Origin of the sequence: Polymorphospora sp. NPDC050346 (assembly GCF_040655695.1) — a bacterium.
In the GTDB taxonomy this organism is placed as follows: domain Bacteria; phylum Actinomycetota; class Actinomycetes; order Mycobacteriales; family Micromonosporaceae; genus Polymorphospora; species Polymorphospora lycopeni.
In genome coordinates this window covers 35,594-61,215 of record NZ_JBFAKM010000008.1, presented here as the reverse complement: position 1 = coordinate 61,215, position 25,622 = coordinate 35,594, and the positions used below count along the sequence as shown (strand labels likewise).

General features: G+C 73.3%; 22 protein-coding genes. 11 read left to right on the top strand and 11 right to left on the bottom strand.

What is annotated here, in order from left to right; translation table 11 throughout:
* Positions 1-25 precede the first annotated feature (25 nt).
* Together AB0I42_RS10695 and AB0I42_RS10690 are read left to right on the top strand one after the other, a co-directional pair.
* Positions 26-1,579 (top strand): alpha/beta hydrolase, encoded by a 1,554-nt coding sequence (locus AB0I42_RS10695; RefSeq protein WP_357536147.1) that lies wholly within the window; start codon positions 26-28, stop codon positions 1,577-1,579.
* Between the two features lie 22 nt (positions 1,580-1,601).
* A complete protein-coding gene (locus AB0I42_RS10690) occupies positions 1,602-2,087 on the top strand; it encodes a GNAT family N-acetyltransferase (protein WP_357536146.1) in 486 nt (161 codons plus the stop codon).
* Positions 2,088-2,098: 11 nt separating this feature from the next.
* On the opposite strand, the gene ligD is transcribed toward AB0I42_RS10690, so the two are convergent.
* Positions 2,099-3,307, bottom strand: a complete 1,209-nt coding sequence (ligD, locus tag AB0I42_RS10685) for a non-homologous end-joining DNA ligase (protein ID WP_357536144.1) — start codon at positions 3,305-3,307, stop codon at positions 2,099-2,101.
* A 125-nt stretch (positions 3,308-3,432) separates the two neighbouring features.
* Here ligD and msrB point away from each other — a divergent pair, with 125 nt between their 5' ends.
* Positions 3,433-3,846, top strand: a complete 414-nt coding sequence (msrB, locus tag AB0I42_RS10680) for a peptide-methionine (R)-S-oxide reductase MsrB (RefSeq protein WP_357536143.1) — start codon at positions 3,433-3,435, stop codon at positions 3,844-3,846.
* 45 nt (positions 3,847-3,891) lie between these two features.
* Here the strand turns inward: msrB and AB0I42_RS10675 are convergent, their stop codons facing one another.
* Positions 3,892-4,170 (bottom strand): isoamylase early set domain-containing protein, encoded by a 279-nt coding sequence (locus AB0I42_RS10675; protein ID WP_357536142.1) that lies wholly within the window; start codon positions 4,168-4,170, stop codon positions 3,892-3,894.
* A gap of 249 nt (positions 4,171-4,419) precedes the next feature.
* Between AB0I42_RS10675 and AB0I42_RS10670 the strand changes: the two genes are divergently transcribed.
* On the top strand, positions 4,420-4,680 hold the full coding sequence (locus tag AB0I42_RS10670) for a Prokaryotic metallothionein (RefSeq protein ID WP_357536140.1): 261 nt from the start codon (positions 4,420-4,422) through the stop codon (positions 4,678-4,680).
* A 423-nt stretch (positions 4,681-5,103) separates the two neighbouring features.
* Positions 5,104-5,553 carry a GNAT family N-acetyltransferase gene (locus AB0I42_RS10665; protein WP_357536138.1) on the top strand — a complete coding sequence of 150 codons (450 nt, stop codon included), beginning with the start codon at positions 5,104-5,106 and terminating at the stop codon, positions 5,551-5,553.
* A 73-nt stretch (positions 5,554-5,626) separates the two neighbouring features.
* Here AB0I42_RS10665 and hemQ read toward each other — a convergent pair whose 3' ends face one another.
* The 3 genes from hemQ to hemE are packed head-to-tail and all read right to left on the bottom strand — an operon-like array spanning position 5,627 to position 8,854.
* Complete coding sequence (hemQ, locus tag AB0I42_RS10660) at positions 5,627-6,331, bottom strand: hydrogen peroxide-dependent heme synthase (RefSeq protein ID WP_357536136.1); 705 nt, start codon at positions 6,329-6,331, stop codon at positions 5,627-5,629.
* Positions 6,328-7,755, bottom strand: coding sequence for a protoporphyrinogen oxidase (gene hemG / locus AB0I42_RS10655; protein WP_357536134.1), 1,428 nt, complete (start codon positions 7,753-7,755; stop codon positions 6,328-6,330). Before hemG ends, hemQ begins: the two co-directional genes overlap by 4 nt.
* Position 7,756: 1 nt before the next feature.
* Positions 7,757-8,854, bottom strand: a complete 1,098-nt coding sequence (hemE, locus tag AB0I42_RS10650) for a uroporphyrinogen decarboxylase (protein WP_357536432.1) — start codon at positions 8,852-8,854, stop codon at positions 7,757-7,759.
* A gap of 182 nt (positions 8,855-9,036) precedes the next feature.
* Here hemE and AB0I42_RS10645 point away from each other — a divergent pair, with 182 nt between their 5' ends.
* Positions 9,037-9,609: a DUF3000 domain-containing protein gene (locus AB0I42_RS10645; RefSeq protein WP_357536133.1), complete on the top strand. Its 573-nt coding sequence runs from the start codon at positions 9,037-9,039 to the stop codon at positions 9,607-9,609.
* Between the two features lie 43 nt (positions 9,610-9,652).
* On the opposite strand, the gene AB0I42_RS10640 is transcribed toward AB0I42_RS10645, so the two are convergent.
* Both AB0I42_RS10640 and AB0I42_RS10635 read right to left on the bottom strand, forming a co-directional pair.
* Positions 9,653-10,351: a hypothetical protein gene (locus AB0I42_RS10640; protein ID WP_357536131.1), complete on the bottom strand. Its 699-nt coding sequence runs from the start codon at positions 10,349-10,351 to the stop codon at positions 9,653-9,655.
* A gap of 83 nt (positions 10,352-10,434) precedes the next feature.
* Positions 10,435-11,550, bottom strand: coding sequence for a trypsin-like peptidase domain-containing protein (locus tag AB0I42_RS10635; protein WP_357536129.1), 1,116 nt, complete (start codon positions 11,548-11,550; stop codon positions 10,435-10,437).
* A gap of 279 nt (positions 11,551-11,829) precedes the next feature.
* Between AB0I42_RS10635 and AB0I42_RS10630 the strand changes: the two genes are divergently transcribed.
* Positions 11,830-13,188, top strand: coding sequence for a ribonuclease D (locus AB0I42_RS10630; RefSeq protein ID WP_357536127.1), 1,359 nt, complete (start codon positions 11,830-11,832; stop codon positions 13,186-13,188).
* 96 nt (positions 13,189-13,284) lie between these two features.
* Here AB0I42_RS10630 and galE read toward each other — a convergent pair whose 3' ends face one another.
* Positions 13,285-14,289 carry a UDP-glucose 4-epimerase GalE gene (gene galE / locus AB0I42_RS10625; protein ID WP_357536126.1) on the bottom strand — a complete coding sequence of 335 codons (1,005 nt, stop codon included), beginning with the start codon at positions 14,287-14,289 and terminating at the stop codon, positions 13,285-13,287.
* A gap of 151 nt (positions 14,290-14,440) precedes the next feature.
* Between galE and AB0I42_RS10620 the strand changes: the two genes are divergently transcribed.
* The 3 genes from AB0I42_RS10620 to AB0I42_RS10610 all read left to right on the top strand — a co-directional run bounded on the left by AB0I42_RS10620 (position 14,441) and on the right by AB0I42_RS10610 (position 19,290).
* Positions 14,441-15,637: an acetyl-CoA C-acyltransferase gene (locus tag AB0I42_RS10620; protein ID WP_357536124.1), complete on the top strand. Its 1,197-nt coding sequence runs from the start codon at positions 14,441-14,443 to the stop codon at positions 15,635-15,637.
* Positions 15,634-17,700: a 3-hydroxyacyl-CoA dehydrogenase NAD-binding domain-containing protein gene (locus AB0I42_RS10615; protein ID WP_357536123.1), complete on the top strand. Its 2,067-nt coding sequence runs from the start codon at positions 15,634-15,636 to the stop codon at positions 17,698-17,700. Before AB0I42_RS10620 ends, AB0I42_RS10615 begins: the two co-directional genes overlap by 4 nt.
* A 540-nt stretch (positions 17,701-18,240) precedes the next feature.
* Complete coding sequence (locus tag AB0I42_RS10610; protein WP_357536122.1) at positions 18,241-19,290, top strand: ricin-type beta-trefoil lectin domain protein; 1,050 nt, start codon at positions 18,241-18,243, stop codon at positions 19,288-19,290.
* Positions 19,291-19,399: 109 nt separating this feature from the next.
* Here the strand turns inward: AB0I42_RS10610 and AB0I42_RS10605 are convergent, their stop codons facing one another.
* From AB0I42_RS10605 to AB0I42_RS10595, 3 genes are all read right to left on the bottom strand, one after another.
* A complete protein-coding gene (locus AB0I42_RS10605) occupies positions 19,400-21,880 on the bottom strand; it encodes a M14 family metallopeptidase (protein WP_357536121.1) in 2,481 nt (826 codons plus the stop codon).
* A gap of 356 nt (positions 21,881-22,236) precedes the next feature.
* Positions 22,237-23,463, bottom strand: a complete 1,227-nt coding sequence (locus AB0I42_RS10600; protein ID WP_357536119.1) for a HAMP domain-containing sensor histidine kinase — start codon at positions 23,461-23,463, stop codon at positions 22,237-22,239.
* 19 nt (positions 23,464-23,482) lie between these two features.
* Positions 23,483-24,154, bottom strand: coding sequence for a response regulator transcription factor (locus tag AB0I42_RS10595; RefSeq protein WP_357536430.1), 672 nt, complete (start codon positions 24,152-24,154; stop codon positions 23,483-23,485).
* Between the two features lie 142 nt (positions 24,155-24,296).
* Here AB0I42_RS10595 and AB0I42_RS10590 point away from each other — a divergent pair, with 142 nt between their 5' ends.
* Entirely contained in the window at positions 24,297-25,622 is a 1,326-nt protein-coding gene (locus AB0I42_RS10590) for a C39 family peptidase (RefSeq protein ID WP_357536117.1), read from the top strand.

The following is a 25,622-nucleotide window of genomic DNA, read 5'->3' as shown; positions in this document are numbered from 1 at the left end:
CACGGCGGCAGCACGATCTTGGAGGGTGCCCGTGGCCCGCGACCACCGGACGATCCTGGCCGGCCTGCTGGCCGCGACCCTGGCCCTCGCCGGCTGCACGCTGCCCGGCCGCGGCGACCGCGGCACCGCCCCGCAGGACACCCCGACGGAATCGTCCGGTGCCGCGGCGACGGTGTGGCGGCCCTGCCCCGAGGTGGCCGAGGACCTGGTGGGCCGGGGCGCGGCCGGCGTCACCTACGAGTGCGCGACCATCCAGGTCCCCCGGGACTGGGCGGCACCCGACGGCGGCACGTTCGACCTCGCGCTGCTGCGGGCCCGGGCGGCCGACCAGCGTGACCGGATCGGGTCACTGGTGCTCAACCCCGGCGGGCCGGGCGGTTCCGGCGTCGACACCGCCGTATACCTGTCGTTCGGCTCCGCCTTCGGCGGCCTGCCGGCCGAGGTGCTCCAACGGTTCGACCTGGTCGGCTTCGACCCGCGCGGGGTGAGCCGATCGAGCCCGGTCAAGTGCATCCCGGACGCCGACCTCGACGCGACCTTCGGCGCCGAACCCGACCCCGACCAGGCCGAATTCGACGCGCTGGTCGCCCTGAACCAGCGCATCGGCGAGGGCTGCGGCACCCAGTACGGCGACCGGCTGCGACTGTTCGCCACCGAGCAGGCGGCCCGGGACATGGACGCCGTACGCGCCGCCGTCGGCGACGAGAAGCTCACCTACCTCGGCTACTCGTACGGCACCCTGCTCGGTGCGACGTACGCCCAGCTCTTTCCGCGGAACATCCGGGCGCTGGTGCTCGACGGCGCGATCGACCCGCGGCAGGGCATCGTCGAAAGCTCCGAGGGCCAGGCCAAGGGATTCGAGCTGGCGTTCGGCAACTTCACCCGGTGGTGTGCGCAGACCCCGGACCGGTGCCCGATCGCCCCGGACGCGGGGGCCGCGGTGACCGACGCGCTGGAGAAGGCGCGGGTGTCGCCGGCGGTCGGTGAGGGCGGCCGGGAGGCGACCCCCGGCTGGATCCTCTACGCGGTGATCTCCTCGCTCTACACCGAGGCCGGCTGGGAGGAACTGGCCGGGGCGATCGACGACATCGAGCGCGGCGACCCGGCCAAGGTCTTCGAGCTGGCCGACCGGTACGCCGAGCGCGGCCCCGACGGGCACTACAGCAACCTGTTCGACGCCAACCTCGCGGTCAACTGCGCCGACGAGGAGTCCGGCCCGAGCGTCGAGCAGATCCGCGACCTGCAGTTGGAATGGCGCGAGCGGTATCCGCTGTTCGGGGCGCCGCTCGCGGTGTCGATGCTGTCCTGCGCCTCGTGGCCGGCACAGCGCGACGGCTACCCGACCGGGCCGGCCACCGGCGCCCCGCCGATCCTGGTCGTCGGCACCGTCGGCGACCCGGCGACGCCGTACGAGCAGACGCCCCGGCTGGCCGAGATGCTCGGCGTCGGCGTGGTGCTGACCTGGGAGGGCGAGGGCCACACCGCCTACCCGCAGACCGGCTGCGTCAACGAGGTCGTCGACGCGTACCTGATCGACCTGACCGTGCCGGCCACCGGGCGGCGCTGCCCGGCCCGCTGAGCCGGCTGGCAGACTGGCACCCGTGACCGAGGTGATCTTCCGCGCGGCCCGCCGCGCCGACGTACCGGCGATCGTCGCCCTGCTCGCCGACGACCCGCTCGGCGCCGGCCGGGAGGCGGCGGGCGGGGACGCCGGCGGCACGGTCGTCGGCGAGGAGGTCGACGCCGCCTACTGGCGGGCGTTCGACGACATCGACGCGGACCCGCGCAACGCGCTCGTCGTCGCCGACCTGGCCGGTGAGGTGGTCGGCACGATGCAGCTCACGTTCATCCCCGGCCTGAGCCGCCTCGGCGCGGAACGCGCCCAGATCGAGGCGGTCCGGGTACGCGCCGACCAGCGCGGTGCCGGCCTCGGTCGCCGGATGATCTCCTGGGCGGTCGACGAGGCGCGGGCCCGCGGCTGCCGCCTCGTCCAGCTCACCACCGACAAGCGGCGGGCCGACGCGCACCGCTTCTACGCCGGGCTAGGGTTCGAGGCCAGCCACGAGGGCATGAAGCTCGCGCTCTGACCGGGTCGGCGTCAGCCCTTGCGGTCACGGTCCTTCGACGGCTGCACCCGCTTCGGCTCGCCGGGCATCTTCGGATGGTCCGGCGGGTACGGCAGGTCGCCCTGGCCCTCCTTGTCGTCCCGGTCGGCCCACTCCAACAGTGGCGTGATGTCCCACCCGGCGTCGTCGATCGCCGCGTGCGGGTCGCCGATCCGGGCAAACCGCTCCGGTACGGTCCGCAGGTCGAAGTCGTTCGGCTCCACCTCGGTCAACTCGTCCCAGGTGACCGGGGTGGAGACGGTGGCCCGGGCGTTGGCCCGCAGCGAGTAGGCGCAGGCGATCGTGCGGTCGCGGGCCATCTGGTTGTAGTCGATGAAGACCTTCTCGCCGCGCTGCTCCTTCCACCAGGCGGTGGTGACCAGGTCGGGCCGGCGCCGCTCGATCTCCCGGGCGAACGCGATCGCCGCCCGGCGCACCTGCGTGAACGTCCACCGCGGCGCGATCCGCAGATAGACGTGCACGCCCCGGCCGCCGGAGGTCTTCGGGAAGCCGGTGCCGCCGAGTTCGTCGAGCAGCGCGCGGACCTCACCGGCGACCGCGACCGCGTCGGCGAAGTCGGTGCCCGGCTGCGGGTCGAGGTCGATGCGCAACTCGTCGGGGCGGTCGACGTCGTCGGCGCGTACCGGCCACGGGTGGAAGACCACGGTGCCCATCTGGGCCGCCCAGGCGACGTGCGCCAGGTCGACCGGGCACAGCTCGTCGGCCGTACGCCCGCTCGGGAAGCTGATCGTCGTGGTCTCGATCCACGGCGGTACGCCCCGGGTCGGCACCCGCTTCTGGAAGAACATCTCGCCCTCGATGCCCTGCGGGAACCGCTGCAGCATCGTCGGCCGCCGGTGCAGGGCCCGCATGATGCCGTCGCCGACGGAGAGGTAGTAGTTGAACAGGTCGAGCTTGGTGTAGCCGGGGCCGGGGAAGTAGACCCGGTCCGGGCTGCTCAGTCGCACCGTACGGCCGGCGACCTCGACCTCGACGGCCGGCGCCTTCGCGCTCGCCCGCGACTTCTTCGCCGGCGCCTTCGCGCCGGTTTCGGCGCTGTCCGCCGGTGTTCCGGAGCTGTCCGCCGGTGTTCCGGTGCTGGTCCCGGAGCTGTCCGCCGGCGCCCCGGCGCCGGTCCCGGAGCTGTCTGCCGGCGCCCCGGCGCTGGTCCTGGAGCTGTCGGTGCCCGCGCTGCCGCCCATGCCGCGACGATAGACCACCGGCGCTGCGGCCGGTGCCCACACGCGCGGTCCGACCTGGTACGCCCCCTGCTGTCCGGTCCGGTGTGAGTGGGTCGGCGGGCGGCCCGGAGTCGTACCGTTGGGGTATGGCTGTTGACAAGAGCACGCTGCCGACCACCGAGGACGAGTGGCGGGTCCGTCTTTCCCCCGAGGAGTTCCGGGTGCTGCGCCAGGCCGGCACCGAGGCGCCCTTCACCGGCGAGTACGTCGACACGAAGACGCCCGGGCTCTACCACTGCCGGGCCTGCGGCGCCGAACTGTTCTCCAGCGACACGAAGTTCGACTCGCACTGCGGCTGGCCGAGCTTCGACGAGGCGCTGCCCGGTGCCATCAAGTACGTCGAGGACCGCTCGCACGGCATGGTCCGGGTCGAGGTGCGGTGCGCGGTCTGCGACTCGCACCTGGGACACCGCTTCGACGGTGAGCATTACACCCCGAAGAACGCCCGGTACTGCATCAACTCGGTGTCGATGACGCTGGAGCCGCGCGCGGGCGCGTGACGGCGTGCGGGGCGGGGCCGTCTTCGACCCCGCCCCGGCACCGGTTCAGCCGAGCAGTAGCCGGCCGCCCTGGTGGTCGACCAGGTCGGCCTGCTCGTCGTCGAGCCACACCCCGCCGGTGGCCAGGTAGCGGAAGTGGTAGTCGCCGGCCCTGAGGTTGACGGTGACGGTGCGGACGCCGTTGCGCCGCAGCACCAACTCGTGCCGCCCCGGCTCCCAGTCGTTGAAGCAACCCACCACGCTGACCGCGCCGGTCGGTGCGTCCTTGGGCAGGCAGAACGTTACCCGGGTCTTGTTGCCGAACAATTTACTGCGCTTGATCACGCCGCTCCTCCGGGATAAGGATCCAACCGTCTGAGCTTCCCCGCGGTGGCACGCCGACGCCACCGACACACCGCGCGTTACACGTAATTCACCGGTTCTACCCGTTCCGGATACGCGCCGGTCCGCAGGTCAGCCCCGGTGATGGTCATACCGGGCGACTAGGGCAATCGGCCGATTTTCCCGCTTTCCGGCCGCCGGCCGCCCCGCCTTCACGCACGCTGGCCGGGAGACGAAACGGGAGGTTGTGCCATGGGGACCTGCGAGGTCTGCGGCAACGAATACTGGATGACGTTCGAGGTGCGGACGGTGAGCGGCGACGTGCACACGTTCGACTCGTTCGAGTGCGCGGCCCACCGCCTCGCGCCCATCTGCGAGCACTGCGGCTGCAAGATCATCGGGCACGGGGTGGAGGTGTCCGGCCGGTTCTTCTGCTGTGCCCACTGCGCCCGCTCGGTGGATCGCGAGCACGGCGCCGGCCTGCGGGACACCGTGGGCACCCACCCGGGCTGACCACCCGGGCGACCACCCCCGTCGCGCCTTCCCAGCGGCGCCTTCCCCGCCGCACGGCGCGACGCCTTCCCCGCCCCGCCGCACAGAGCGCCGTACCGCGCACCGTGCACCGCGCGCCGCCTTCCCCGGCGCGTCGCACCGCGCGCCGTACCATGCGACGCGGCGGTCGCGCCCACCGTGCTCCGGGCGCGACACGGCGGGGCACCATGATCGTCTGCTGCTCCGGCAGTCGACACGCCGACAAGGCACCGCCTGGACAGCAGACGATCATGGTGCGACCGGTTGGCGGCCTCCCCCACCGGCCGGGGGGGCGCACTGGCCACCGCACGGCCGGCGGGCCGCAATGGCCACCGCACCGGCCGCGGCAGGGGCCGGCACCCACCGGCCGGCGGGAGCCGGCGCGGGCGTGCCTACGATCGCGGAATGCAGCCGCAGACGACCGAGACGCGCGTGGCGTCCTTCGCCGACCTGGACACCCGTACCCTCCACGATTTGCTGCGCCTGCGGGTCGACGTGTTCGTGGTCGAGCAGGAGTGCGCGTATCCCGAGCTCGACGGGCGGGACACCGAACCCGGCACCCGGCACCTGTGGCTGGCCCGGGCCGGCACCCCCGTCGCGTACCTGCGGATCCTCGCCGACCCGGACGGCGTCGAGCGGATCGGCCGGGTCCTGGTCGCCCGCGCGGCCCGGGGCGACGGTCTCGCCGGCCGGCTCATGACCGAGGCGCTGCGGGTGGTCGGCAACCGGCCGTCGGTGCTCGACGCGCAGGCGCACCTGGCCGGCTTCTACGCCCGCTTCGGCTACACCCCGACCGGCCCCGAGTACGTCGAGGACGGTATCCCCCACGTCCCCATGCGCCGCGACCCCCGGTAGACGGCGTTGATCTGGGCGAAAACCACCCTACCGCCAGTGAATAACGTGGTTTTCGCTCAGATCAACTTGATGGCTACGGCAGGGCGGTCACCAACTCGGCCACGGAACGCCGGCGGCCGGTGTAGAACGGGATCTCCTCGCGGACGTGCCGGCGGGCCGTCGACGCCCGCAGGTCACGCATCAGGTCGACGATGCGGTGCAACTCGTCGGCCTCGAAGGCCAGCATCCACTCGTAGTCGCCGAGGCCGAACGACGGGACGGTGTTGGCGCGTACGTCCGGGTAGGGGCGGGCCATCCGGCCGTGTTCGGCCAGCATCTCGCGGCGCTCGGCGTCGGGAAGCAGGTACCACTCGTACGAGCGGACGAACGGGTAGACGCACACATAGGCGCGGGCCTCCTCGCCGGCGAGGAACGCGGGTACGTGGCTCTTGTTGAACTCGGCCGGCCGGTGCAGCGCCATCTGCGACCACACCGGGGTCAGCGCGCGGCCGAGGGCGGTGCGGCGCAGCAGGCCGTACGCCTCCTGGAGCGCGTCCGGCGAGGCGGAGTGCCACCAGACCATGATGTCGGCGTCGGCGCGCAGGCCGGAGACGTCGTAGGTGCCGCGTACGGTGACGTCCTTGGCGGCGAGGCCGTCGAAGAGCGAGTCGACCTCGGTGGTGACGCCGTCGCGCAGGGCTGGCAGTTGACCGCTGTACCGGAACACCGACCACATGGTGTAGCGGATGGTCGCGTTGATCTCGCGGAGCCGCGCGGCGTTGGTCTGCTCGCTGGTCATGCCGGCCTTCCTTCCAGGGACTTGATGATCTCTTCGGCTGCCGTCTCGCCGGAGCGGACGCAGACCGGGATGCCGACCCCGTCGTAGCCGGCGCCGGCCAGGGCGAGGGTGGGGTGGGTGGCGCGCAGCCGGGTCCGGGCCGCCGCGATCCGGTCCAGGTGGCCGGGGGTGTACTGCGGCAGGGCGCCGCCCCACCGCTGGACCCGGCTGTCGACGGGGGCCGGCACGGCCGCCCGCAGCACGGTGGACAGGTCCCGGTGTACGGCGGCGACCAGTTCGTCGTCGGGGCGCTGGAGCAGGTGTTCGTCGCCGTGCCGGCCGACCGAGGCGCGGACGACCGCGAGCCCGTCGGCGCGGCGCTGGTGGGCCCACTTGGTGGTGAAGAAGGTTGCCGCCTTGATCAGGGTGCCCTCGGTGGCCGGTACGAGGAAGCCGGACAGGTCGGGCAGTGGCGGGTCGGGCAGGGCGAGGCTGACCAGGGCCACGCTGGCGTAGTCGAGCACGCCGACGAGGCGGGCCGCGTCGGCGTCGACGGCGGCGAGCAGCCGGGCGGCGGGCCGGGCCGGCAGGGCGAGCACGACCGCGTCAACGTCGACGGTCTGCGGGGCGGGGGTGGGGCCGACGACGAGCCGCCAGCCGGTCGGGGTCGGGGCGAGTTCGCGTACGGTCGCGTCCAGCCGCAGTTCGGCGCCGCTGTGCGTGGCGGCGGCGGCGACCAGGGTGCCGAGCCCGGTGTCGACGGTGCCGAAGACGGGGGCGCCGGTCGGTCGGGGGGCGGCCGCCTGCGCGGCGCGTACGGCGCCGACCAGGGTGCCCTCGTGGCGGGCGGCGCGGGCCAGGCCGGGCATGGTGGCGGCGAGGGACAGGGTGTCGGCCCGGCCGGCGTAGACGCCGCCGAGCATCGGGTCGACGAGCCGGTCGACGACCTCGTCGCCGAGCCGCCGCCGGACCAGGGCGCCGACCGAGACGTCCTCGTCGGGGTCGAGCAGCGGGCGGCCGGCGTCGTGGTCGAGGTCGGCGGCCGGGTGGGCGATCCCGGTCACGGCGGCCAGGTCGCCGGGTACGCCGACCAGGGTGCCCTTCGGCATCGGCCGCAGTTGCCCGCCGACGGCGATGGCGGCCTGCCCGACGGCGGGATGGGTGATCCGGTCGCCGAGGCCGAGCCGGCGGGCCAGGGTGACGGCGGCGGAGTCGCCGCCGGCGGGGTCGCGCATCAGGAACGTCTCGGCGCCGGCCTCGGTGGCCGATCCGGCGAAGTCACCGGTGCGCAGCTTGCCGCCGAGTGCGCCGGAGCGTTCGAAGACGGTGATCCGGGTGTCGCGGGGGGCGCGGTCGCGCAGCCGTGCGGCGGCGGCCAGTCCGGCGATGCCGCCGCCGACGACCGCGACGTGCCAGCCGCGTCCGTCGCCTCCCGGTGTGCCCATGTCAGCGGGCGGATGCCTGGTGCACCAGGTCGACGACCCGGGTGAGCACGTCGGGGTCGGTCTCGGGCAGGACGCCGTGGCCGAGGTTGAAGACGTGGCCGGGGGTGGCCCGCCCCTCGGCGAGGATCCGCCGGACCTCGGTCTCGACGACCGGCCACGGCGCGAAGAGCACGCACGGGTCGAGGTTGCCCTGTACGGCCTTGTCGGCGCCGATCCGGCCGGTGGCGACGTCGAGCGGCGTGCGCCAGTCGACGCCGACCACGTCGGCGCCGGCCTGCGCCATCGCGGGCAGCAGTTCGGCGGTGCCGACGCCGAAGTGGATGCGGGGTACGCCGGCGTCGGCGAGCCCGCCGAGGACGCGGGTGGAGTGCGGCTGGACGTAGGTGCGGTAGTCGGCGGCGGACAGCGCGCCGGCCCAGGAGTCGAAGAGCTGCACGGCGCGGACCCCGGCGGCGATCTGGACGCGCAGGAACTCCAGGGTGATGTCGGCGAGCCGGTCGCACAGCGCGTGCCACAGGTCGGGGTCGCCGTACATCAGGGCCTTGGTCTTGGCGTGGGTGCGCGACGGCCCGCCCTCGACGAGGTAGCTGGCCAGGGTGAAGGGTGCGCCGGCGAAGCCGATGAGCGGGGTGGTGCCGAGTTCGGCGACGAGCAGGCGGATGGCCTCGGCGACGTACGACACGTCGTCGGCGGTGATCCGCCGGATGCGTTCGACGTCGGCGTGGGTGCGTACCGGCTCGGCCACGACGGGGCCGGTGCCGGGGACGATGTCGAGGTCGACGCCGGCGGCGGCGACGGGGACCACGATGTCGCTGAAGAGGATGGCGGCGTCGACGCCGTGCCGGCGGACCGGCTGGAGGGTGATCTCGGTGACCAGGTCCGGCCGGCGACACGACTCCAGCATCGGGATGCCGGCCCGGATCTCGCGGTATTCCGGCAGCGACCGGCCGGCCTGGCGCATGAACCAGACCGGGGTGTGCGGCACCGGCTCGCGGCGGCAGGCCCGCAGGAACGCCGGCTCTTCGGTGGTGTCCTGGTCGTGGGCGGTGCCGCGGTCGGGGGCCGCGTTGCCCGGCATCGTCGTCGTCATCCCCGCCATCGTGCCACGCGCCCCGGCGGGGGTACCGGGCCGTCCGGCCCTGGCGAGCCGGGTCACCCGGACCGGGTCGCGCACCTTATGTCTGGCTTGTCGCGAAAGCGGGGTCCGGTTCCCGGTCCGGCGGCAGGGATGATCGGCGCGCCGATCATCCGGCCCGGGGGCTGCCGGCTTAGGCTGCGGACATGGCAGCCCCCACCGCGGTTCCCGAGGTGTTCGCGAACGCGGTGGCCGGCCTGCGCGCGGCATCGCCCCGGCGGGAGATCGTGCTCAAGGAGATCGGGCCGCCGCAGCGGCTGGCCCCGTACGCTTTCGCGCTCGCCGCGACCGTCCTGCGCGGTGGCGAGGAGGTGGCCACCGGCCGGCTGATCCTGCTGCACGACCCGGCCGGCCACGACGCGTGGGACGGCACGCTGCGCCTGGTCACGTACGTGTCGGCGGATCTCGAACTGGAACTGGCCGCCGACCCGCTGCTGCCGTCGGTGGGCTGGAGCTGGCTCGTCGACGGGCTCGACGCCCACCACGCCGGCCACCGGGCGATGGGCGGCACGGTGACGCAGACCATGTCGACCAGGTTCGGTGACCTGGCCGGCGAGCCGGCCGCCGCCGACATCGAGATCAGGGCGTCGTGGACGCCGGCCACCGACGACTTCACCGCCCACCTGCACGGCTGGTGCGCGCTGCTGGCCTCCACCGCGGGGCTGCCGCCGCCCGGGGTCACCGCGCTGCCCGACCGCCGGTCGACGGCCGGCCGCTGACCGCCAGCCGGGGCGCCCGTCGCAGGACGCCCCGCCGGATGGTTCAGAGGTACTTGTTGGCCTCGTCGCAGGTCTTGTCGAGGTCCTTCACCGCCGCGTCGTAGGCGGACTGGTTGCCGGCCGCCGCGGCGGTCAGCGCGGTGCTGAGCAGTTCGAGGCACTTGGAGATGATCTGCTTCTGCCGGACCTGCTCGTCACGGTCGTTCTGGGTGCCGGTCAGGTTCTGCTCGGCGGTGTCGGCCCGCTTGGTCGCCGCCGACAGGTCGGTCTTCAGCTTCTCCAGCTCGGTGTTCTTGGTGGTGATCGTGGTGTCCCGCTCCTTCACCTGGGCGGTCAGCGTGCCCCTGGTCTCGGAGAGCTCGTTGGACTTGGCGACGTAGAGGCCGGTCATCACCCCGCCGAGCACGAAGAGCAGGCCGGCGACGATCCCGAGGATCAGCACCGTCTGGCTCTTCTTCGGCGCGGCGGGCGGCGCCGGGCTGGCCGACACCGGCGGGCCGGACATCTGCTCGCCGAACGGCGGGCCGGACATCTGCGCCCCCGGGTACGGCTGCTGGACCGGCGGCTGCTGCTGGTAGCCCGGGTCGTACGCGACCGGCGACCCGAACCCGCCCTGCGGCGGCGGCGGGGAGCCCTGGTACGGCTGGTAGGGGCCGCCCTGGTCACCGGCGGGAGGCCCGTACGCGTTCGGGTCGTAGCCCTGCTGCGGTGGCCCGTCGGGGCCGGTCGGCGGGTAGGACATTGCTTCCTCCAGGTGGGTGGCCGCCGCCCGGCGGTGTCGGTAAGCGGCGGGGCGGGCGAGCGGGTGGTGGGCGGTCGAGCGGGTCAGCAGATCTGGAATCCGTCGCAGGCGGTGGCGATCGGGATGGCGAGCCCGACCCCCTCGGCATCGGCGACCTTGGCGGTGGCGATACCGACCACCTGCTTGGCGCCGTTGATCACCGGTCCGCCGGAGTTGCCGGGGTTGATCGGGGCGTCGAACTGGATCATTGATGGGCCACCGCCCGGCATGGTGCGGAAGGCGCTGACCACGCCGGTGGTGACGCTGTCCTCCAGGCCGAGCGGGGCGCCGACCACCACGACCTGCTGGCCCGACTTGACCGGCTCGGTGGCGGTCACCAGGCCGGTGAACGCGCCGGTGGTCACGAGCTGGGCGACGTCGTTGCGCTCGTCGACCCGCACGATCATGGCCGGGAAGCGCTGGTCGCGGCGCTCGATGAAGACCTCGCGGCCACCGCTGGTCCACACCGACTCGACCACGTGGTAGTTGGTGAGGAGGTTGGTGCCGCCGCCCTCGGCCGGCTTGCCGACGGCGAAGGCGGTGCCGCCGGAGTTGCCGGCGCTGACCCGGAAGACGCTGGGCAGCGCCACGGTCGAGATGGCCTCCGGGTTGAAGACGTCGCCGGCCTGCTTCTCCAGCTCGCCGGTCCGGCCCTCCAGGCCCTCGAACCGGCTGCCGTCACTGGCCTGCGCGTCGGCGAGCCGGTCGTCGGCGGCGGCCAGCTGGTCGGCCAGGTTGTTGATCTGGACCGCCTGCAACCCGGCCACCACGGCGAGGAAGAGCGCCAGGACGAGCGCGACCACGCCCGGCCAGGAGACGCGCCGGCGGGCGGCGGGCGGCGGCGCGGCGCCGGGGAAGCCCGCCGGCGGGTGCACCGGCGGCGCCGACCTCGGCTGCGGCGCGGCCACCACCGGCGAGCCCGGGGTGGGCCACGACTGGGTGGCCGGTGATCCGGGGCCGGACCATGGCTGGGGCGCCGCCGGCGGCGGCGGTGCCAGTTGCGGCGGCTCCATCTTGGGCGGCAGCGGTCCCGGCCGGGCCGGGGCGCCGGCCTCCGGGGCGGGCGGCTGTCCGGTTTCCGACCCGTCTGCCGGGGGCGGGCTCGGCGCGGGCTGCTGGTTGCCCGGCTGTCCGGCGTACGGGTCGTAGCCAGCGGTCATCGTTACACGCCTCCCAGGGACGCTGTCTCATGTCTTTTGTCTGCGTCGGCGGCGCACGGCCGACTCCACTGTCCAACGGTCGCACGACCGGACAACCCCACCGACTCGATCTCGCGGCAGGGTGGACCGTACCTGCATGAAAGGGGTTTGTCTGCCCTGATGTCCGGGCCGTGACAAACCACGCTCACCTCCGCGTGGAAGGTACCGGCGGGCGGATCACGGTCGACTCGCCGGGCCGGCTGTTCGATGCGGCGAGCGCGCGCCGACTAGGGTTGCCAGGTGACCGACGAACCACCCCTGCGCCGTCGGGCCCACGAACGCCAAGCGGGGAACGAGCCACACAGCCGCCCGGCGGGTTCGCCGGCGTCAGATGGAGCCGCCACGTCGGCGTCAGATGCAGTGGGGCCCGACCCGAAGCCTGGTGGGCCCGTTCCGCTCATCGCCCCCCGCGACGGCACCCCCGTCCCGGTCGAGACACCCGACGAATTGGCCGAACTGGTGGCCCGCTTCGCCGCCGGCACCGGACCGGTGGCGATCGACGCCGAACGCGCCTCCGGCTACCGCTACAGCCAGCGGGCCTACCTGGTCCAACTGCGCCGGGCCGGCGCCGGGACCGTGCTCATCGACCCGTTGCCCCTGGGTGACCTGCGTACCCTCGACGCGGCGATCGCCGACGCCGAGTGGGTGCTGCACGCCGCCAGCCAGGACCTGCCGTGCCTGGCCGACCTGGGGCTGCGGCCGCGGCGGCTGTTCGACACCGAACTCGCCGCCCGGCTCGCCGGATTCGAGCGGGTCGGCCTGGCCGCGCTGACCGAGTCGCTGCTCGGCTACACGCTCGAGAAGCACCATTCGGCGGCGGACTGGTCGAGCCGCCCGCTGCCGGAGTCCTGGCTGACCTACGCGGCCCTCGACGTGGAGATGCTCACGGACCTGCGCGACGCGCTCGCCGCCGAGCTGGTGACCCAGGGCAAGGACGGCTGGGCCGCGGAGGAGTTCGCCGCGGTGGTCGCGTGGGGCCTCGTGCCGCCCCGGCAGCGACCGGACCCGTGGCGGCGCACCTCCGGCATCCACCGGGTCCGCGGGGCGCGGGCCCAGGCCCGCGTACGCGCCATGTGGTACGCCCGGGACCAGATCGCCGCCCGGCGCGACTCGGCGCCCGGCCGGGTGCTGCCCGACGCGGCGATCATCGCGGCGGCCGAGACCGATCCGCGCGACGAGCGCACGCTGCTGACCCTGCCCGGCTTCGGCGGCCGGTCGGTGCGCCGGCTGGCCCGGGTCTGGTTGGAGGCACTCGGTGAGGCGCGGGGCCTGGCCGACAGCGAACTGCCGGTCAACCCGCCGGTCGACGGCCCGCCGCCGCCGCACCGCTGGGCCGAGCGCGACCCGGCCGCCGCGGCCCGGCTGGTCCGGTGCCGCGAGGCGGTGACCCGGATCGCGGCGGAGCACCGGCTCCCGCCGGAAAACCTGATCACCCCGGATTCGGTACGCCGGCTGGCCTGGACCCCGCCCGAGGAGGTCACGGTCGAGACGGTGACCCAGACCCTGCGCGGGTACGGCGCCCGCTCCTGGCAACTCGGCCTGGTCGGCGAGGACCTGGCCACCGCCCTGCAGGACCCGCCGCCACCGCCACCGTCCTGACGCCGTGCCCGATCGCCCGCGATCTTGCGGTTGTCTCCCCCCTTCGTACCGGTTCGGGGGGCGCCAAATGCAAGATCGCGGGATGAGGGGTGGCGGTCAGGAGGCGGCGAGCCGCTCGTCGCGGATCTCGGCCCACTGCAGCGAGTGGCGGATGCCCTCGGCGACGGTGAACTCCGGCTTCCAGTCCAGCAGCCGGCCGGCCTTGTCGATCCGGGTGTAGGTGCCGGCCGAGTCGCCCGGCCGGGGGCCGGTCTCGCCGACCCGCAACGGCCGGCCGGCCACCGACTGGAAGGCGGCCACCAGCTCACGCACGGTGGTGCCGTCCCCGGTCCCGAGGTTGATCACCTCGTGGGAGCGGTCGCCGCCGGCCGGCAGGATCGCGTCGAACCGGCGCAGCGCCTGCACGTGCGCCCGGGCGAGGTCCCAGACGTGGATGTAGTCGCGGATGCCGGAGCCGTCCCGGGTCGGCCAGTCGACGCCGGTGATCAGGAACTCGTCGTCGTTCTCGTGCGCGGTAATGATCTTGCCGAGGGCGTGCGACGGCTGGCGGAGTTGCAGGCCGGTACGCAGCTTCGGGTCGGCGCCGATCGGGTTGAAGTAGCGCAGGGACAGCACCCGCAGGTCGGTGGCGACCGCCGCGTCGGCGAGGATCGCCTCCATCATCGCCTTGGTGCGCGCGTACGGGCTCAGCGGGTCGAGGCCCGACGTCTCGTCGACGGAGAAGTCGTCGCTGGGCCGGTAGATCGCCGCCGACGAGCTGAAGAGCAGGCGCTGGCAGCCGTTGCGCACCACGTGCTCGACCAGGTCGACCGACTTGGCGACGTTTTCCCGGTAGTAGCGCAGCGGCTGCTCGACCGACTCCGGGACCACGATCAGCGCGGCGGCGTGCACGACGGCCTCGATGTCGGGGTGCTCGGCGAAGATCCGGTCGATCAGCGCGCCGTCGGCGATGTCGCCCTGGTAGAAGATCCGGTCGCGGGTGAACTCGATCCGCCCGGTGCACAGGTTGTCCAGCACGACGGGAACGATGCCGTCGTCGAGGCAGGCCGAGACGATCGTGCTGCCGATGAATCCCGCGCCGCCCGCGACGAGTACCTTCACGCGTCCACCCTCCGGGTTGTCCGATTACGTCCGCGCTCAACGTACCGGAAACGGGCATCTGTGGTCCGCGCCACAGACCCGACGCTGACGCCGATAGTTACCGGCGAGTAGCATCCGGGGTACACCACCGTGCCGGCAAGGAGGCTCACAAGTGCCCCGTGAAGTCCGCGATGTCGTCTTCGTCGACGGCGTCCGCACCCCGTTCGGCAAGGCGGGCGGCATGTACGCCAACACCCGCGCCGACGACCTGGTGATCCGCTGCATCCGCGAACTCCTGCGACGTAACCCGCAACTCCCGCCGGACCGGGTCGAGGAGGTGGCCATCGCCGCCACCACCCAGATCGGCGACCAGGGGCTGACCCTCGGGCGGACCGCCGCGCTGCTCGCCGGCCTGCCCAAGACGGTTCCCGGCTACGCCATCGACCGGATGTGCGCCGGTGCGATGACCGCGGTGACCACGGTCGCCGGCGGCATCGCGATGGGCGCGTACGACGTCGCCGTCGCCGGCGGCGTCGAGCACATGGGCCGGCACCCGATGGGCGAGGGCGTCGACCCCAACCCGCGCATCCTCGCCGAGAAGCTCGTCGACCCGTCCGCCCTGGTCATGGGCGCCACCGCGGAGAACCTGCACGACCGGGTCCCGCACGTCACCAAGGAGCGCACCGACGCGTACGCGCTCGCCTCGCAGCTCAAGACCGCCAAGGCGTACGCCAACGGCAAGCTCCAGGACGACCTGGTGCCGGTCGCCGTACGCGACCCGGAGACCGGCTGGGGGCTGGCCACCGTAGACGAGGCGCCCCGCGACACCTCGCTGGAGAAGCTCGGCACGCTGAAGACCCCGTTCCGCCCGCACGGCAAGGTGACCGCGGGCAACGCGGCCGGGCTCAACGACGGCGCCACCGCCAGCCTGATCGCCGCCGAGGAGGTGGCCCGCGAACTGGGCCTGCCGATCGGTATGCGACTGGTGTCGTACGCCTTCGTCGGCGTCGAGCCGGAGGTGATGGGCGTCGGCCCGATCCCGTCCACGGAGAAGGCGCTGCGGATCGCCGGACTGTCCATCGAGGACATCGGCCTGTTCGAACTCAACGAGGCGTTCGCCGTGCAGGTGCTCGCCTTCCTCGACCACTTCGGCATCGCCGACGACGACCCGCGGGTCAACCAGTGGGGTGGCGCGATCGCCGTCGGACACCCGCTCGCCTCGTCCGGCGTACGGCTGATGACGCAGCTCAGCCGGCAGTTCGCCGAGCACCCCGAGGTGCGCTACGGCATCACCGCCATGTGTGTCGGCATCGGCATGGGCGGGACCGTCATCTGGGAGAACCCCAACTGGGAAGGTGCGCAGAAGTGACCCTGAACAACCCGAACGAGGTGGTCACCAGGGCGCTGCTGCGGCAGGTCGCCGTACCCGGCCTGGAGAAGCCGGCCGCGCTGATCACCCTCGACAACGGCCACGACCACACCAAGCCGAACAGCTTCGGCCCGGCCGGACTGGCCAGCCTCGACGAGGCGATCACCGCCGCGCTCGCCGCCGACCCGGCGTTCATCGCGGTCACCGGCAAGCCGTACATCTTCTGCGTCGGCGCGGACATCACCGGCGTACCGCTGATCCAGGACCGGGAGCAGGCGGTCGAACTGGGCCGGCTCGGCCACCGGATCTTCGCCCGGCTGCGGGACTGCGCCGTACCGACGTTCGCGTTCGTCAACGGGGCGGCGATGGGTGGTGGCCTGGAACTGGCCCTGCACTGCCACTACCGCACCGTTTCCGGCGGCGCCGCCGCGCTGGCCCTGCCCGAGGTCGGCATCGGCCTGGTGCCCGGCTGGGGCGGCACCCAACTGCTGCCCAACCTGATCGGCATCGCCGGCGCCGCCCAGGTCATCCTGCAGAACCCGCTGACCCACAAGACGCTCAGGCCGGCCCAGGCCCGCGAGCTGGGCATCGCCGACGAACTCTTCGCGCCGGCCGACTTCCTGGAGCGGTCGCTGGAGTGGGCGGCCGGCGTGGTCCGCGGCACGGTCACCGTGGAGCGCCCGGAGGTCGACCGGGAGATGTGGGACGGCGTGCTGTTCTTCGCCAGACACACCCTGGACGAGAAGCTGCACGGCGCGGTCCCGGCGGCCAACAGGGCCCTCGAACTGCTGGCCCTGGCCAAGGAGACCGACTTCGCCGCCGGCACCGCCGCCGAGGACGAGGCGCTCGCCGACCTGATCATGGGTGAGGAACTGCGCAGCAGCCTCTACTCGTTCGACCTGGTGCAGCGGCGGGCCAAGCGGCCGGCCGGTGCGCCGGACCCGGCGCTGGCCCGCGAGGTCACCAAGGTCGGCATCGTCGGCGCCGGCCTGATGGCCTCGCAGCTCGCGCTGCTCTTCCTGCGCCGGTTGCAGGTCCCGGTGGTCCTCACCGACCTCGACCAGGCCCGCGTCGACAAGGGCGTGGCCTACGTCCACGCCCAGGTGGACAAGCTGGTCGGCAAGGGCCGGCTTCCCGAGGGTACGGCCGCCAAATTGCGCGGCCTGGTCTCCGGCTCGGTCGACAAGTCGGTCTTCGCCGACGCGGACTTCGTCATCGAGGCGGTCTTCGAGAACCTGGAGATCAAGAAGCAGGTCTGGGCCGAGTTGGAGAAGATCGTCTCGCCGGAGGCGATCCTGGCCACCAACACCTCGTCGCTGTCGGTCACCGCGATGGCCGCCGACCTGGAGCACCCGCAGCGGGTCGTCGGCGTGCACTTCTTCAACCCGGTGTCGGTGATGCCGCTGGTCGAGATCGTACGCGCGGAGCGCACCGACGACGTGGCGCTGGCCACCGCGTTCGCGGTCGGCAAGAAGCTGCGCAAGTCGTGCGTACTGGTCAAGGACGCGCCGTCGTTCGTGGTCAACCGGCTGCTGACCCGGTTCCTCGGCGAGACGTTCGCCGCCGTCGACGCCGGCACCCCGCTCGACGTGGCCAACACCGCGCTCGACCCGCTGGGCCTGCCGATGCGGCCGCTGACGCTGCTCACCATGGTCGGCCCGGCGGTCGCGCTGCACGTCGCCGAGACGCTGCACGCGGCGTTCCCGGACCGGTTCGCGGTCAGCCCCAACCTGGCCCGGATCGTGCAGGCGGGCAAGCCGCTCACCGACCGGGACGGCGATATCGACCCCGAGGTCGCCGCACTGCTTCAGGTCGGGTCGGCGCCGCTGACGGCCGAGGAGGTACGCCAGCGGGCGCTGGACGCGCTGGCGCAGGAGGTCCGGCTGATGCTCGACGAGGGCGTGGTCGCGCAGCCGCAGGACATCGACCTGTGCATGATCCTGGGTGCCGGCTGGCCGTTCCACCTCGGCGGCGTGACCCCGTACCTGGACCGCACCGGCACCTCCGAGTCCGTGACCGGCACCCGCTTCCTCCCGAAGGGCGCGGCCAGCCTCCCCGCCTGACCGCCCCCACTCCCCACCCCATGATCCGCGTGATCAGGGACCAGATCGCGCCGCGCGACGAGGTCCCTGATCACGCGGATCCTGCTGTTCCCCGGCAGCCGCCGAGCCGGCTGATCGGCCGAACGGTAGGCGGCTCCCAACCGGACGCCGATGCCCGAACGTCGCGGACTGTGGCAGGGTCGGTCGGGCTCGGACCTGACAGCCCGGCAGACCTCGTCGGATCAGGCACGTCCGGCATGCACAGGCACGACGGCCGGCACCGGCGCGGACCTGGCAGGCGACGGCGCAACCCCGGACGGACCGCCGGCAGGCAGCGGCGCAGCGTCGACACGGGACCTGGCCGGCGGGCAGCGGCACGGCACCGACGGGACGCCGGCGCTGACGGGATGCCGGCCCGGCCGACGGCACCACGGCACGAAGCGGATGGCACAAGGCACGGTCGGGACCGGACGCTGCGAAGCGGGGGCATGGAACGGGTGTGGCGGCGATGACGGCGGCTGTGACGCGCACTGGTGTGGCCGGACCCGGACGGGGTCGAGGATGAGCGACAGCCGCCGATGCCGGGCCTGCGACGAGCCGTCGGCCCAGCCGACCTGCGGCAGATGCACCGCCGGCAGCGACCCGCTGCTGGTCCGGCCCTACGTCGACCGGGCGGCCGCCGTGGCCGGACCGCCGAAGCCCGTCGACAGCATGACCATGACGTGGGAGTTCCCGGCCGCGGCCGTACCGGCGCTCGACCCGGTCCCGCCGGGCCACCCGCGACCGGTCACGGGTGACGATGCCGGCGCCGGGCAGGGAAACACCCCGGGTACGGCCACCGGCGGGTTGGTCGGGCGGGTCCGCGGCCGGATGACCCGGCTCCGCACCCGCGACCGGATGGTGCTGGTCGGCGCCGCCCTGGTCCTCGTGGTGGCCGCACCCGTCGCGCTGGCCCGGGGCGGCGGCCAGGATGCCCCGGAGCACGGGCCGACGATCGACGCCGGGCCGGTCTGGGTGCCCCCGACCACCGCCGACCTCCCGACCGGCGAACCGTCGGCGCTGCCCGACCCGGCCCGTACGGCCGGCCCGCGAGCCACCTCGTCGGCGATCGCCGCCAGCCCACCCGGGCGCAGCGTTACGCCGGGCCCGTCGGCGACCGCCGGCAGCGCCGGTCCGACGACGCCGGCCGCGACCACGCCCTCCGTACCGTTCACGGCCCCACGCACCGGACGGATCATCGGTACGTCCGGCTTGTGCGTCGACAACATGTACGACAACCGCAACCACGGCAATCCGATCACCATGGCGTCCTGCAACGACTCCGGCGCGCAGCGTTGGAGCTTCCGCGAGGACGGCTCGCTGCAGATGCACCGCATGTGCATGGGGCCGGCCGGCCACGGTGCGAGCAGTCCGGTTCAGCTCAGGCGGTGCGGGCGGGGCTCGCGCCCGGCCTGGCAGTTCCGGTCCGACGGGACGATCCTGCACGTGGCGTCCCGGCTGTGCCTGCACGACCGCGGCGGTACGGGTGGACCGACGGCACCCAACGGCGCACCACAGCTGAGCATCACCTCGTGCTCGGGTGCCCCCGGTCAGCGCTGGACGTTCCGCTAGGACCGGGGTCGGCGAGCACGGTCCACGTCGGCGAGCACGGTCCGCCGAGAACACGTCATCGCCCCGTCAGCACGGGCGAACCCGTGCCGACGAGGCGATGCGCGCCGGGCTACTTCTTGCCTACCGTGATCGTCGCCGATCGGTAGTTGTTGCGGTTGCCGTTCTCCGGGTCGTAGTTCTTCTCGACGTTGCCGGCGGTGTCGACCGAGAACCAGCGGAACGTGGTGGTCTCGGTCACGTGGAACACCTGCCCCGGCTCACGGAAGTCGGTCGACTCGTAGCGCGGCGACTGGAGCGTGGGCCGGCTGCCGTCCGTCGTGTAGTAGATGGTCGCCGGCTCGCTCGTCTCGAAGCGCACGTCGACCGGCCCGGAGTACTTCCCGCCGCCGGGAACGAGCTCGGACGTCGGCTTCTTCTTGTCCTTGCCCCACTCCGCCGCGATCCGGAACATCTCCATGATCCCGTTGGCGTACTCCATCGTCTCCGAGTGGCCGCTGACGAGCGCCGGATCACCCACCCACGGCGGCTGGAAGGAGCCGCCCTGCCAGTTGCCGGTGGCCGGGTTGTAGATGGAGCCACCGACCTCCCAGCCGAAGGCGTAGATCCCGTAGGTGTGGTACAGATCCTCGCGCACGTTGCCCGCGGAGGAGTAGAGGACGTCCGACGAGCCGCCGACGTTCTCCGGCGTGACGACGGTCTCCCGGTACGCCTTGACCTGCGACAGGATCCGGCCGGCCGACTGCCAGTAGAACGCCTCGTCGCCCATCGGCGGGCGCGGCGTGGTGACCCGCCCGTCCGCGATGTAGGCGCCGGGCTGCCAGAACAACTGGCCGCCGTTGGAGTGCACCGACATCATGAACTTGATGTTCGAGTACGTCTCGACCAGCCAGACGATGTTCGCCGCCTCCGGCTCGGACAGCTTCTCCGGCCCCTGGTAGGTGCCGCTGACGCAGCTGAACGACCCGCCCGCGTAGCCGTCGTGGGCCGACCCGACCCGGTAGTTCCGGTTCAGGTCGACGCCCCAGGAGTTGCGCCGGGCCGGATCGGCGTCCTCGTCCGGGCAGTGGTTCGTCAGGTTCTTACGCTGCGAGGCGAAGTTGTAGAAGCTGTAGTTCGCCCCGTCGGGGTTGTTCGACAGGATGAGGAAGATGTCGGTGTCGTTGACGATCTTCTTCGTGTCCTTGTCGGTCTTGTAGTTGCGCACCAGGCGCTCGGCGGTCTCCAGCGTGGTCGTCGCCGGCACCCACTCGCGGGCGTGGTCCTGCGCCTGGATCAGGACACCGGGGTTCCGGCCGTCGCGGTGCTTGCCGATGCGCAGGACGGGGACCGTGGCCGGGCCGCGGGGCACCTCGCCCTCCGGCGCGCCGACCCGCTTCTCGTCGAGGAAGTCGGTCAGCGCGACCGGGCCGGCCGTCGGCGCGACGATGCCGGTGCCGGCGTTGGTGCGGTACGGGTGCGCCCGGTCGATGAGGCCCTGGGACCGGGTCTCCACCGCCGCCGCCACCTCCGCGGCGGTGCTCGCGAGCGCGCCCGCGGCATCCTTCGCGAGGAGGACGCGGACCGCCCTGCCCGCCACCTCGACGGTCAGCGGGAGGTTGGCCCCCGGCCGCTCCACGAACTCGACGGTGACGTCGTTGCCGCCCTCGTGGCCCCATGCCGCCGAGCTGACGACGACCGCGGCCTGCCCGGTGCCGCCGATCGTGGCCTGCGCCTTGCGCTGGTAGCCGTTCGTCTTGTTCGGCAGGTAGATGATCTGGGCGATGTCCGGGTACTGCCGGGCGATCTCCTCGGCACGGCTGTAGAGCTGCTGCGGGTGCTTGTAGCCGTCGATGAAGTCGTACTTGTAGCCCGGGTTGTCCGTCAGCGGCGGCGGAGCGCCCTCGAGCCAGTTGGAGACGCTGCCGGTGGTGACGCCCCCGGTCGAGCTCGTGACCTTGATCTCGCTCGGGCGGGTGTCGAGTTTGAACAGGTTCCGGTGGAACATGTACTGCCCGGAGTCGACGAAGCGGCTCATCGTCCGCGCGAAGCCGAACGAGCTGCCCCGGCCCGAGTCGTTCTCGAGCTGCATCATGACGACCGGGTTGGCCTGCTGCCCTTCGGTGGTCCGCGCCTCGACGTAGAGGAAGCCCTGGCCCTTCGTGGTGAACCAGTCGGCGCGGACCACCCGTACGGTCTGCGCGTGGCTGAGCGGCTGGACGGTCCGGGCCGCGGCGGCGGCGCCGAGGCCGCCGTCGGCCTCTTCGGACCATTCGAAGCCCTCGTCGTCGGCGAGGATCTTGACGCCCATCGCCTCGAGTTCGGTGATCTGCTCGGCGGTCACCACCGCCTCGCCCTCGATGCCGTTCGGCACCCGCTTGAGGCCGTGATCGATGTCGAAGCCGGCGTCGACCACCTTGTCCAGCATGTCGGAACCGGTCAGCTCGATGCGTACGAGCTGTGCCGACTCGTCGTGCTCGTGGTGGGATCGCTCCGAGCCGGCCGGGACCGTGGCCTCCACAGGATCCGCGCCCGCGGGCGGGGGACCTATGAGGACGCTCCCCAGCAGGGCGGGTAGCGCGAGAAATGCGATGCGCATTCGTCTGCGTCGCATGCCCTCTCCTTCTGTGTGTGGCATGTGGTGGATACCGTGGCCGGCCCGGTCGCGGGCTGTGGGCAGCGGTGCGGCGAGCGTATGCGCATCCATCGCATCGAAGATCGTGCGATCCGGGGGACTTGAGCGAACCTTGAGTTTGCTGGTCGCGGCCACGAGGAACGCGCCGGCCCAGGGGCCCGGAACGTCCGGATGGGCCGCAGAGACCGGCAGCGGATCCCGGCGGTGCCGGGCCGCGGGTCAACCGCGAGCGGGTCGCCCGGGCCGACCCGTCACCGTCCCGGTCGCACCCGCCGAACGCGGGCCGGCCATGCCCGACCGGCCCGCCCTGGAGGGTCGCCGGGAAGCCGGTCGGGTCAGACCGGGTCGGCGGGCGAGGTGGTCGGTGGGCTCACCACCGCGGAGGCGGTGACGACCGGGGTGGTGTCGGCGGCCGGCAGCGTCACCGTCACCTCCAGGCCGCCGCCGGGCTGCGCGACCGCGCCGACCGTGCCGCGGTGCGCGTCGCAGACCGCCCGTACGATCGACAGCCCCAGCCCGGACCCCCGCGCGCCGGTGCGTTCCCGGCCGCCCCGCCGGAACGGTTCGAACAGCCCGGGTACGTCGGCGGGGTCGACCTCGAAACCGGTGTTGCCGACCACCAGGTAGACGTGCCCGTCGGCGGACCCGGTCCGGACCCACAGCTCGCCGTGCAGGTGGTTGTACCGTACGGCGTTCTCGACGAGGTTGCCGGCGAGCCGCTCCAGCAGGCTGGGGTCGCCGACCACCTGGGCCGGCCCGAGCGTGGCGGTGACCCGCAGTTTGAGCCGTTGCGCCTCGGCGCTGGTCGCCGACAGCGCGGCGCTGACCCCGCAGGCCAGGTCGGTCGGCACCTTGCGGCTGAGCCGGCGACCGGACTGCGCCTCGCTGCGGGCCAGCACCAGCAGCGCGTCCACCAGCCCGTTCGCGCGTTCGGAGGCGTCGCGGACCACGGTCGCCATGCGCCGGAACTCGGCGACGTCGGCCTCGTCGTCGGCCAGCGTCACGTCGATCTCGGTACGCATCACCGCGAGCGGCGTACGCAACTCGTGGGAGGCGTTGGCGACGAACCTCTTCTGCGCCTCGAACGCCTCGCCGATCCGGTCCAGCATCGCGTCGAAGGTGGCGGCGAGTTCGGCGACCTCGTCGTCGGCGCCGGTGTAGCGGATCCGTTCCTCGAGGGTCTCCTCCCGCAGCCGCTGGGCGGTGGCGGTGACCTGGTGCAGGGGGCGCAGCGCCCGGCCGGCGACCACGTACGCCCCGGCGACGCCGACGATGCTGATGGCCAGCAGCGCCACCAGCCCCTTGGCGAGCAGTTCGCCGGAGACGGCGTCGACGACGTGCTCCTGCCAGACCCGGGCGTCGAGGGTCTGCCCGTCGGCGAGCACGACCGTGGTGCCGGGCAGGAGCTGGTCGGCGGGGTGCAGCGCGTCGTCGACCAGCAGCCAGGCGAGCACCATCAGCACGGCACCGGCCCCGACCAGCAGGACGCCGTTGAGCAGGGTGAGCCGCAGCCGCAGGGTGGGCCGCAGCCGGGACCGGCGCCCGGTGAGATAAACGGTCATGGTCCTTCCCACGCCCGGGTCAGGGCAGGTAGGGGTCGGGCATCCGGTAGCCGGCGCCGACGACGGTCTCGATCAGCGGTGGGTCGCCGAGCTTCTTGCGCAGGGTCATGACGGTGACCCGTACGGTCGTGGTGAACGGGTCGGTGTTGGCGTCCCAGACCCGCTCGAGCAGTTCCTCGCTGGAGACGACGGCGCCGCGGGCCTTGAGCAGTTCTTCCAGCACACCGAACTCCTTGCGGGTGAGGTCGACCGGGATGCCACCGCGGCTGGCGACCCGCCGGGCCGGGTCGACGACCAGGTCGGCGAGGGTGAGCACGGGCGGGGCCGGTGGGGTGGCCCGCCGGCCGAGGGCCTGCACGCGGGCGACGAGTTCGTCGAAGGCGAACGGTTTGGGCAGGTAGTCGTCGGCGCCCAGGGACAGGCCCTCGACCCGGTCGGCGACCGTGCCGCTGGCGGTGAGCATGAGCACCCGGGTCAGCGCCCCGGAGGCGGCGAGGTCGGCGCAGATCTGGTCGCCGTGCACGCCGGGCAGGTCGCGGTCGAGGACGATCACGTCGTAGCGGGTCACGAACGCCATCTCGTGGCCGGTGTTGCCGTCGTGGGCGACGTCGACGGCCATGCCCCGGCGGCGCAGGCCGCGGGCGATCGCGTCGGCGAGGTTGTGCTCGTCCTCGACCACCAGCACCCGCATCAGCGCCTCCTTCCGGAACGCCGCCATCCGGCGGATTCAACCTACTGCCGCGGGACAACATGTGGCGGTACCGCGGGCGTTGCAAAGAACCTTCCGGTACGACAGACTTTCCGGCAAGGATCTTCACCGCCAGGAGTCGTTCGTGCAGCAGACCGGCCCGGACATCGCCTACCGGGGCTTCCACGGTGCGGCGCGGCTGGCCACCGGCACCATGACCGGAGCCGTCCCCCGGGGCGACGGGATCGCCTTCGACTCCCCCGCCGGCACGCTGACCCACACCGATCCGCACACCGGGGTCACCGCGACCTACGAGCTGGCCACCTGGACCTCTCCCCTGGTCGAGCCCGGCTTCCCGGTCGCCGAACTGGTGCCGTCGTGGACCGCCGACACCCCGGCCGGGAGCTGGATCCGGGTCGAGATGCGCGGCGCCGACCGGACCGGCCGACCGACCCGCTGGTACGACCTGGGCAGTTGGGCCGCCGACGACGAGGGCGTACGGCCCACCTCCCGGCCGGACCAGGCGGACCCGGACGCGCGGGTCGACGCCGACGTGCTCACCGCCGCCTTCGGCCGGGAGTGGACCGGCTGGTGGCTACGGGTGACCCTGCTGCGGCCGGCCGGCGGCGACGCCACCCCGGCGCTGCGGTCGGCCGGCGCGGTCGCCACCGCGCCGGCTCCGGCCGCGCCCCGACCGCCCGGCCCCGCACCACACGGCGCCACACCGCACCCCGCCGCACCACACCGCCCGGCGCCGCACGGCTCCTCCGCCCCGCACCCCGCGGCGGCGGCCGCCCCGGCAGCGCCCGCGCCGGCGCCGCCGGCCACCTCACCCCGCCGGTCCGGCACGGTCCCGGCGTGGGGCGTCGTGCTGGACGTACCCCGCTTCTCGCAACGGCTGCACCACGGCCACCACCCGCACCTCGACGGTGGCGGCCTGACCTGGTGCAGTCCCACCTCGACGGCGATGGTCCTGGCCTTCTGGGGCGCCGGACCGGCGGCGGCCGACCACGCGTGGGTGGGACCCGACGACCCGGCACCGTGGGTCGACCACGCCGCCCGGCGCTGCTACGACCACGCCTACCGGGGCACCGGGAACTGGCCGTTCAACACCGCGTACGCCGGCACCTTCGGGCTGGACGCGTTCGTCACCCGGCTGCGCGGCCTGGCCGAGGCGGAACTCTTCGTCGCCGCCGGCATCCCGCTGGTGATCTCGGTGTCGTTCGCGGCCGGGCAGGTGCCCGGCCTCGACTACGGCACCCGCGGGCACCTGCTGGTGCTGGCCGGTTTCACCGCCGGCGGCGACCCGGTGCTCAACGACCCCAACTGGCCGACCGACGAGGCGGTCCGCCGGACCGTGCCCCGGGCCGCGCTGGAGGCCGTCTGGCGCGGCGGCAGCGGCGGCCTGGCGTACGTGATCCGGCCCGCCGGCCGGCCGCTGCCGGCGGCACCGCCGCAGGCGAACTGGTGA